This window comes from Pseudomonas sp. TWI929 (assembly GCF_039673335.1).
Taxonomy (GTDB): Bacteria; Pseudomonadota; Gammaproteobacteria; order Pseudomonadales; family Pseudomonadaceae; genus Aquipseudomonas.
Genome location: NZ_JBDJLK010000139.1, coordinates 1 through 9455 on the forward strand (window position 1 = coordinate 1; position 9455 = coordinate 9455).

Consider the following 9455-nt stretch of genomic DNA (forward strand, 5'->3'; position numbering starts at 1 on the left):
CGTCCATGCAACGCCGTTGCCTGATCAGGCGCATTCGCGGGTAAACCCGCTCCCACAGGGGATCTCATCACCTGAAAAGGTGAATCAGTCCTGGCGGCTGGTCACTTCCAGCAGGTGGTAGCCGAACTGGGTTTTCACTGGGCCTTGTACGGTGTTGAGCGGGGCGCTGAACACCACGGTGTCGAATTCCTTGACCATCTGGCCTGGGCCGAACGAGCCCAGGTCGCCGCCCTGGCGGCTGGACGGGCAGGTGGAGTTGGCTTTGGCGATTTCAGCGAAATCGGCGCCTGCTTCGATCTGGGCTTTCAGTTCGTTGCACTTGTCTTCGCTGGCAACGAGGATGTGGCGGGCGGTTGCACGGGCCATGGGTACTGCTCCTTGGGGTAAAAAGGCAAGCCTAGCGCACTTGTCCGGGGTATGTCTCGCCAGGCTTGCAAGCAACGGCTTAGAGTTTTTGTGCCGCCTCGCGCAACAGGGTTTCGGTCGAGGCCCAGCCCAGGCAGCCGTCGGTGATAGACACGCCGTATTTCAGTGCGCCCTTGCCCAGCGCCTGGCAGCCATCGAACAGGTGCCCTTCGATCATCACGCCAACAATCGAGCGGTCGCCGGCCACGCGCTGCTCCAGCACATCGTTGAACACTGCTGGTTGGCGCGCCGGGTCCTTGCCGCTGTTGGCGTGGCTGCAATCAACCATGATGCGTGCCTGCAACCCAACCTTGGCCAGTGCCTGGCGGGCCATGGCGATGCTGTTGGCATCGTAGTTCGGGCCCTTGTGGCCACCACGCAGCACCAGGTGGGTGTCCGGGTTGCCCAGGGTTTCGATGATCGCCGGGTGACCCTGCGCATCCATGCCGAAGTGGCGGTGCGGGTGGGCGGCGCTGCGCATGGCATCGCTGGCGATGGCGATGCCGCCGTCGGTGCCGTTCTTGAAGCCAACCGGCAGTTCCAGGCCACTGACCATTTCGCGGTGGATTTGCGATTCGGTAGTGCGCGCGCCAATCGCGGCCCAGGCCAGCAGGTCATCGAAGTAGCCGGCAGCCATGGGCTGCAGCAGTTCGGTGGCAATTGGCAGGCCACGCTCGATCATGCTCAGCATCAAGCCACGGGACAAGGCGATGCCCGAATGCATGTCGTCGCTGCCATCCAGGTGCGGGTCGTAGGCCAGGCCTTTCCAGCCCACCGTGGTGCGGGGCTTTTCGACGTAGGCGCGCATCACCAGCAGCAGCTTGTCGTCGACTTCGCGGCTGAGGGCGGCCAGGCGGTCGGCGTATTCCAGGGCCGAGCGTGGGTCGTGGATCGAGCAGGGGCCGACAATTACCAGCAGGCGCTGATCGCGGCCTTCGAGGATGGCGCGGATGGCCTGGCGGTGAGCATGGACTTGCTGGGCCAGATCGGTAGACAGCGGCATCTGCTGCTTGAGCAGGTGTGGGCTGGGCAGCCGCTTGCTGACGGAGGTGTTGGCAGCTTGCGGTTGGGTCAGGGCGAGGTTGGAAGCTTGCATGGCGTTTTTCCCTGGGCGGACTGCGGGTTCAGGCCCGCGTGGTCGGCCCTATCGAGGTGTTCGACAGATCGTTGAATTCGGTTTGGCTGCTGCATTGCCACCTGTGCAAGACCGATCGGAGGCGGCAGGCTGGCCCGAACGGGATTGGCTAAATCGCCAGGCGTAGGTGTTTGCGTAGTAATAAGTGGCGTAGTTCATGAAGCTGTCCTCAATATGAATCGGTGTTGATCAAAGGCCTGAAAAGCAAAACCCCCGGTCGGGGAGCCGACCGGGGGTTTGAGTATTCTCATGTTCGGCGGCCCCTCGAAGGTGGGCGCCGTGTGGGTATCGGCGCCTAGTGGCTAAACCAATACCCAAAGTAATAGCTGGCAGGTGCCACGCAGCCGGCAACGGCCAGCACAGGGCGCAGGTTGCGACCGGTGTGGTTGGCGTGGTTGCAGGTGTGTTTTGGCATGTTGCTCTCCAGTGAATGAGCCCGAGCTTACTTCAGTTCGGCCGGGCCATTCAATGGATAAATGCTATGGGCGTGATCATTTGTTTTTGTACTAAATGGTTCAATGACCATAGCGCCCGACCAGGCTCTGAGCTCCCAGCGCATGGCCTTGCAGCAACTCCAGCAGGCCGTTGCGGTCCAGGCCTTCGGGCAGGGTGCCTAGCGGCAGGTCGGTAGCGATCAGGGTCAGTGCGTAGTGGTGCGGGTTGTCACCGGCAGGCGGGCAGGGGCCTCGGTAGCTGAGGGTGCCACGCGCGTTGCGCCCTACGGTGATGTACTGCCCGCTCAGCCCAGCGGTGCCTTCCTTCAGCCCATCCTGTTCAGGGTCGATGTTGTAGGCGAGCCAGTGCACTGTGCCGATACCCTTGCCACCGTCCGGGTCGAACATGATCAGGGCCAGCGACCGGGTGCCTTCGGGCAGGTTGTCCCAGCTCAGTTGCGGGGTGCGTTCTTCGCCAGCGCCGCAGGCCGGGTCCAGGCCGACTTGTTGCAGGGCGATCACGCCGCCATCGGTGAACGAAGAGGAGCTGATCGACAGCGCCCCTTGGTTGCTGCTGGCGGCCAAGGCAGTACACGGCAGCAGGGCGGCGAGCAGCCAGGGTTTGAGGTTCATGGCGAATCCTTGGCGGGGCGATGGGGCGCAGTGTAGCCCAGGCCAGCCTTAGCGGCTGTCCTGGTCCTCGGCAGTGCCGCCGCTGTACCCGGCACCGGAGCCGGTGGCTTCGCCAGTGCTATTGGAGCCGCCACTGGCACCGTCGGCGGCATCCGAATTGCTGCCGGTATCGCTGCTATCGTTGCTTTTGCCACCGCCGGGGCTGTTGATGCTGCTGCCTTCGCCAGCGGTCTTGCCCCCGGACTGGTCTGTTTGCGGGCGGCTGTCGGTGTTGGTGTCGGTGGCGGCGAAGCTGGTGCCGCTCAGTGTGGTCAGGGCCATGGCGAGGCACAGCGAGAGTGGGCGAATGCGGATCATGGGACGACTCCTTTGCGGATGATCTGTCATTCGTTTGGCCGGGGGCGGTGCGCAGGGTGCCTTCGGGGCGACGGGTGGTTGCTTCTGGGGCTGCTTTGCAGCCCAATCGCGACACAAGGCCGCTCCCACAGAAGATTGCATTCCCTTGTGGGAGCGGCCTTGTGTCGCGATTGGGCCGCGAAGCGGCCCCTGGAATTACTGAGATTCCGAGCGCTGCGCTGGTGCCGGGCTTTCCGGCTCCAACGGCGGATGCTCCTGCGCCGCATGCATCAGGTCTTCGGTCACCCGCAGCTCGGCGCCGGTCGGCGAGAAGGTGGTCGAAGCCGTGAACGGTGCCGGGTGCTCTGCTGCCGGGCGCTTGCCCCGGCGCCACAGGAAGAAGCACACCATGGCCAGGTTGACCACGGCAAAGGCCCAGAACAACCCGGCCTCGCCAAACTCGGTCATCATCGGCGAAATCGCCACTGGCGCCATCGCCGACCCCAGCGAGTTGATCAGCAGCAAGCCCTGGATCATCGGTACCAGTGCATCGGATGGCGCCCGGTCGGCCGCATGGCTGACCGCCACCGGGTACAAGGTGAACACACCACCACCCAGCAGGAACAGCATGGCCGGCAGCAGGAACGAGTCCGACGGCAGGAACACCGTCACCAGCGACAGCACCACGCACAGCGCAGCCAGGGCAATCAACACATCCTGGCGGTCCTTGCGGTCGGACCAGCGCCCGACCGGGTATTGCAGCAGCATGGCGCCGAGGATCACCCAAGCCATCATGTTGCCGACCTCGCCCACCTCCAGGCCGATGCGCTGCAGGTACAGCGGCAACAGGGCATAGATGCCGGCAATGGCCACGCCCGAGCCGAAGCAGCCGACCAGGCCCGACGGCGCCACACCCAGCAACTGGCGAGGCTTGAGTGGTTCAACCTGGTCCAGCAGCGGCGACACCCGCGGCAAAATCACGATGGGCAGCACCGACAGGGCAGCAAGCACGCCAGCCAGCATGAAGGGTGCGGTGTCGCCCAGCTGGGTGATTTCGCCAAGGCCGGCCTGGGCGATCACCCCGGCACCGTAGAAGGCGATCATGTACAGCGCCAGCAGGCGGCCGCGGATCTTCGCGTCGCCGGCCAGCAGCAACCAGCTTTCGATTACCAGGAATACGCCCACTGCCGCCCAGCCGTTGATCAGGCGCAGCACCGACCACCAGGTAACGTCGTAGAACAGCCCCTGCAGCAAAATGGTCACGGCGATCAACGAGGCGAAGCTGGTGTAGGCGCGGATATGGCCGATGCGCAAGATCAGCCGGTCATTGAAGATGGCGCCAAGGGTCAGGCCGATGAAGTAGGTCGACGAGACGATACCGATGGTGGTGGCCGACTCACCGGCAGCGCCCAGGCGCAGGGTGGTCAGGGAAGACATGAAGCCGTTGCCCAGGGCAATGATGAATAGCCCGAGCAGGGGCGCCAGCGCCATGGCCAGCAAACGCGGAGACATATGTACCTCTAGTTGGATGAGCGGAATGAGCGCCTTCTCGGACGCGCACACCAGCTCGACCCGGCAAGGGGCGAGTGGCTGCACGGATGCGACCTGGGCAAGACTCAACCGCTGGGCCCTGTGAGCGTTGGGCCGGGCGGGGAGGGTTGAGCCTATTTCACATGTGCGGTCATGTGTTCAGGCACGGACTCTGTCGTTGCTGCCGGTTGCCACCGTTCAAGGCGACGGGCGAAAAGGAAGCGCGATTCTACGGGGTTGCAAGGCTTTGCCCAAGGGGCTTGGGTGTGCGACGAGACGCCGCAGTCCAAGGGCGACATGAATGTGTCTTGGTCAGACATCTTTGGGCCGCTGTGCGGCCCCGGCAATTGCTCAGCTTACGGCATAATTGCCCTATACACTCCCCAAGGAAGGCCCTCCATGTTCGCGTCGCTGTTCGCAGTCCTGGCCCCGGTTTTCATCGTCGCCGGTATCGGCTACGCCTGGGCCCGCAACGGGCTGGATTACCCCACCGAGTTCATTGCCCGCATGGTGATGACCGTAGGTACACCGTCGCTGGTGCTCTCCACCCTCAGCCGCACCGAACTGGACCCGAACGCCTTCACCAGCATGGCGCTGGCCTGCCTGCTGTGCACCTTGGGCATGGCCATGGCCGGTTTGCTGGTGTGCCGTGCCTCGGGCATGCACTGGCGGGTGCTGATGCCGGCGTTCATGTTCCCCAACACCGGCAACATGGGGCTGCCGATCAGCCTGTACGCGTTTGGTGAACACGGCCTGGCACTGGCTGTGGCGTTTTTCCTGACCCTGTCGATCGTGCAGTTCACCATCGGTATGGCCATCTCCGGCACTGCGGCATCGCTCAAGGCACTGGTGCGCAACCCTATCGTGATCAGCCTGGCCGGCGCCATGCCGATCATTTTTCTCGATTTTGAATTGCCGCGCTGGTTGGCCAACACGGCAAACTTGCTGGGTGGCATGACCATCCCGCTGATGCTGCTGACCCTTGGCGTGTCGCTGGCCAGCATTCGCCTGCGCCATGTCGGCAGCGGCATGCTGCTGGGTGGCCTGCGTATTGGCCTGGGGGCTGCGGTGGGCTGGGCGGTGGGCGCGGCATTGGGCTTGGAGAGCCTGGAGCGCGCAGTGCTGGTGGTGCAGTCGGCAATGCCGGTGGCGGTGTTCAACTACCTGATGGCGTTGCGGGCCAACCGCGAGCCGGAGCAGGTGGCGAACCTGGTGATGTGCTCGACGGTGCTGTCGTTTGCCTGGTTGCCGGTGGTGCTGGCCTGGTGGATGTAAGCCTGTGCTGGCCTCTTCGCGGGTAAAGCCGCTCCCTCAGGTAGAGCGCAGCCCTCAAGGCCTGTGACGCACCCGCGAAGGGGCCAGCACAGCAAACAACTATTCATCCAGCATCTTCCAACCGTTGCTGGTCAGCACCATCGCCCGTGTTTCCTTGAGCGGCGTGTCATTGCTGGCCACCGCCTTGTCCAGCCCGACAATGCCAGCCTTGACTGATACATTCCCGGCCCACGCCGGCAGCCCGGTGATCTTGTAGGCATAGGTCACATTCGACCGCTTCTGCCCGGCCACCTCATTCGGCTCACTGAACTGCTCGACGGCCGTGACCTGCGCTTTGCCAAAGCACAGCCCACTGCCTGCCTTGTAGTACCTGCGGCCTTCATCGGTCAGGTCATAGGCGTAATAGATATCCGTGCGCGCCGGCGACCATAGGCGGGCAGGCACTTCGGTGCGCGAGATTTCCTTTTCGCTGACCACGCCCACCTGCGCCAGGGCATGCAACGCCTTGTTGGTGCCGTGCACATCGAAGTCCTGGGTCTTGGTGGGGAATGAGCTGACGACGAAGCAGTGCGGGTACTGGCTATCGAGGTAGGCCTGGGCGGCCTTATGGAAACTGGCCTTGGTGGTGTCCTGGCGGTCGGAACAACCGGCCAAGGTTGCCAACAGTGCCAGCGGCACGATCTTCCTGTACATGGTGAAACTTCCTTGGAAACGGATCGTGCGCGATTAAAACCCACGGCCTAGAGCGGCGCAATCGTGGCACGACGGCATCTCCGTGTGGGCTGCACTGGCCCTATCGCCGGTAAAGGCAACATCACTGTTCGCCACGGGTATCGATACTGACCACCACCGACATCCCCGGCCGCAAGCGCTTGGCCTCTGGCTGGTCGGCATCCACGGTGATTCGCACCGGTATGCGCTGGGCAATCTTGACGAAGTTGCCGGTGGCGTTATCTGCCTGCAACAAGGCGAACTCCGAGCCGGTGGCGGGTGAAAGCTGCTGCACATGCCCCTGCAGCTTCAGGTGGTTCAGCGCATCCACGGTAAAACTCACCGGCTGGCCAATACGTACATTGGCCATCTGGGTTTCTTTCATGTTGGCAATCACCCACAAGGTGTCGGGCACCAGCGCCATCAGCTGCGCGCCCGAATTTACATAGGCCCCCAGGCGCGTACTAATCTGCCCCAGTTGGCCGTCGCGCGGGGCGGTGACGCGGGTATTGTCGAGGTCGATGTGGGCCAGTTCCACGGCGGCCTTGGCGTTTTCCACCGAGGCCTCCAGCGCCGCCCGGTTGACCACCACCGTTTCCCGGTCCTGGCGGGCGATTTCCAAGGCTGCCTTGGCTTGGGCCAGGCTGGCGGCTGCCGCGGCTTCGCTGGCCCGGGCCAGGTCCAGGTCGCGGCGCGACACCGAGCCATCGCTGACCAGTGCCTGGTTGCGGGTCAGGTCGGCCCTGGCCTTGGCGGCTTGGGCGGCGGCGTCGCCGATGGCAGCCTGGCGTTGGGCAATGGTCGCTTCGGCACTCTTACGCTGCTGCAGGTTGTTGGCCAAGGCCGCCTGCTGTTGCTGCAACTGGGCGCTGGCCTGGGCCAGGCGCTGCTTGTAGATACGGTCATCCAGCTGTACCAGCAAGTCACCGGCCTTGACGAACTGGAAGTCGTGCACCGGCACGTCGACGATGTAGCCGCTCAGTTGCGGGCCAATGATGGTTACCTGGCCGCGTACCAGGGCATTTTCGGTGCTTTCGATGGCGCTGCTGAACGGTGGCAGGCGCCATGCATACAGCACCAGCAGGATGCCGGCCAGGGCCACGGCAGCGAAGCTGACCGATGACAGGATGCGCACCCGCCGCGTACGTACCGGGCTGGTCGGCTCACTGGGCGGTGTTACGCCTTCCGGGGTTTCGGCGATGGCAGTGGTGGTCGTGGTGCGGGTATCGTCGGTCATCGGGTGGGCGCGCCGGGGGTGGGGTCGGTGGAATTGGCCTGGCGTTTCGCGTACCAGAGCCAAGTGCTGCGGATGCAGATCCAGATCATGGTCAGGATAGCGATGCTGCCGATCAGCACGAACACATCGTTGTAAGCCATCACATTCGCTTCACGGGTGGCGGCACTGGCCAGCAGGCGCAGGCCGGCTTCGCTGCGCAGGGCCGGGTCGGCGATGATGCCGCCGTAGCCAGCACCGCCGCTTTGCACCCGTGCCGTGACCAGCGGTTCGAGGTAGCTGAGGCGGTCCATCAGGTGGCTGGAGTGGAATTTCTCCCGCCAGGTCTGGAAGGTGCCCAGCAGCGCCGCGCCAATAAGGCCGCCGAGGTTGTTGCAGATGCCGAACAACACCGAAAAACTCACCAGGTTGCGCGGGTTGGCGCGTACATGGCTGATGCCCAGGGCCATGGATGGGCCGAGGAAAAAGGTGCTGCCGAACGCCAACAGGAACTGGCTGAAATACATCTGTGCCGGGCGCGTGAGGTTGTTGGAGCTGCTGTCCATGAAGGCGCCCGCGGCCATGGCCAGCAGCGAGACGAACAGCGGGATCACCAGGTGATTGGGGTTTATGGTGAGGGCACTGCTGGCGAGGCCGGCCACCGCCCCCAGCAGCATGATCCAGTACAGCGTGCGCATTTGCTCGCTGCCCATGTTCAGCGCCTGCAAGAAACCGACCGCGCCAGTGGACTGTTCCGAGGTGACCATGCGGATCAGCACCACGCACAGGGCCAGGCGAATGATGGCGCCGCTGCCCAGCCAGTGGGTCATCAACAGTGGGTTGCGGCGGTTGTGCTCGATGGCCAAGCCGCTGAATATCAGGGCGATCGAAGCCGCCAAGGCCACGCCGATCCACGGCGCCTCCAGCCACCAGTCGATGCGCCCCAGCGACAGTACGGCGCAGAGCAGGGCGGTGCCGCTGGCTATCAAGGTGAAGGTCAGAAAGTCCAGCGGCTCGAAGGTCTTGAAGCGGTCACCGGGCGGTAGCTTGAGCATCAGTACGCAACCCAGCGCGGCCAGCGCCAGGCCCAGTTCGAACAGGTACAGCCCGCGCCACTCGGCGATCTGCAGCAGGTCTTCGGAAAAGATCCGCGCCAGCGGTAGCGCCAGCTGCGAGGCGCCCAGCCCCAGCACCATCGCCTTCAGTCGCCATTTCGCCGGGAACGCCTGGATCATGTAGTACAGCCCCAGCGAACTGAGCGCCGCGCCGACCATGCCGTGGGCCGCGCGCACGGCGATGGCCGAATTGAGGTCGTTGACCAGCAGGTGGGCGAAGGTAACCAAGGCATATAGCACCAGGAACACTTCGGTGAAGGCGCGCAGGCCAAACTGCTGGCGGAACTTCACCAGCAGCAGGTTGATGGACACGTTGGTCATGACATAGGCGGCTGGCAGCCAGGCCATTTCCGCCGTGGTTGCGCCCAAGGCACCTTGCAAGAACACCAGGTTGGCGGTGACCAGCGCATTACCCAGGCCGCCAGTGATTGCCACCAGCAGCCCGACCACGCCGTAGGCCAGGCGTTTGGCCGGGGTATGCAGGGGCGTGGAGGGAGAGCCAGGCAGGCTGGGCTTCTCGTGGGGGAGCCACTGGCGGGGCGCATATTTGTCCATGAAGCAGACTGTACTTGAGCGGCGGTTGCAAAGAAAACAGTCTACAGCCTGTGCCGGCCTCTTCGCGGGCTTGCCCGCTCCCCCAGGGATCGCACTACACCTGAAGTCAGTGC

9 protein-coding genes are annotated in these 9455 nt (G+C 63.9%); 1 reads left to right on the top strand and 8 read right to left on the bottom strand.

Translation table 11 applies throughout. The features are described 5' to 3' along the window. Positions 1-84: 84 nt before the first annotated feature. The 5 genes from ABE456_RS27580 to ABE456_RS27600 all read right to left on the bottom strand — a co-directional run bounded on the left by ABE456_RS27580 (position 85) and on the right by ABE456_RS27600 (position 4455). The gene (locus ABE456_RS27580; RefSeq protein WP_346646749.1) at positions 85-366 is read right to left on the bottom strand and encodes a peptidylprolyl isomerase; all 282 of its coding nucleotides are present in this window, start codon (positions 364-366) and stop codon (positions 85-87) included. A gap of 79 nt (positions 367-445) precedes the next feature. Next, a complete protein-coding gene (locus tag ABE456_RS27585) occupies positions 446-1501 on the bottom strand; it encodes a 3-deoxy-7-phosphoheptulonate synthase (protein WP_346646750.1) in 1056 nt (351 codons plus the stop codon). A 554-nt stretch (positions 1502-2055) separates the two neighbouring features. After that, a complete protein-coding gene (locus tag ABE456_RS27590; RefSeq protein WP_346646751.1) occupies positions 2056-2607 on the bottom strand; it encodes a YbhB/YbcL family Raf kinase inhibitor-like protein in 552 nt (183 codons plus the stop codon). Positions 2608-2655: 48 nt separating this feature from the next. Beyond that, positions 2656-2964 carry a hypothetical protein gene (locus tag ABE456_RS27595; RefSeq protein WP_346646752.1) on the bottom strand — a complete coding sequence of 103 codons (309 nt, stop codon included), beginning with the start codon at positions 2962-2964 and terminating at the stop codon, positions 2656-2658. A gap of 195 nt (positions 2965-3159) precedes the next feature. Further along, entirely contained in the window at positions 3160-4455 is a 1296-nt protein-coding gene (locus ABE456_RS27600) for an MFS transporter (protein WP_346646753.1), read from the bottom strand. Between the two features lie 417 nt (positions 4456-4872). Here ABE456_RS27600 and ABE456_RS27605 point away from each other — a divergent pair, with 417 nt between their 5' ends. Continuing rightward, positions 4873-5748, top strand: a complete 876-nt coding sequence (locus ABE456_RS27605) for an AEC family transporter (RefSeq protein WP_346646754.1) — start codon at positions 4873-4875, stop codon at positions 5746-5748. 99 nt (positions 5749-5847) lie between these two features. Here ABE456_RS27605 and ABE456_RS27610 read toward each other — a convergent pair whose 3' ends face one another. From ABE456_RS27610 to ABE456_RS27620, 3 genes are all read right to left on the bottom strand, one after another. Continuing rightward, on the bottom strand, positions 5848-6441 hold the full coding sequence (locus tag ABE456_RS27610) for a hypothetical protein (RefSeq protein WP_346646755.1): 594 nt from the start codon (positions 6439-6441) through the stop codon (positions 5848-5850). Between the two features lie 121 nt (positions 6442-6562). Further along, the gene (locus ABE456_RS27615; RefSeq protein WP_346646756.1) at positions 6563-7696 is read right to left on the bottom strand and encodes an HlyD family secretion protein; all 1134 of its coding nucleotides are present in this window, start codon (positions 7694-7696) and stop codon (positions 6563-6565) included. Then, entirely contained in the window at positions 7693-9342 is a 1650-nt protein-coding gene (locus tag ABE456_RS27620; protein ID WP_346646757.1) for an MFS transporter, read from the bottom strand. Before ABE456_RS27620 ends, ABE456_RS27615 begins: the two co-directional genes overlap by 4 nt. Positions 9343-9455 lie beyond the last annotated feature (113 nt).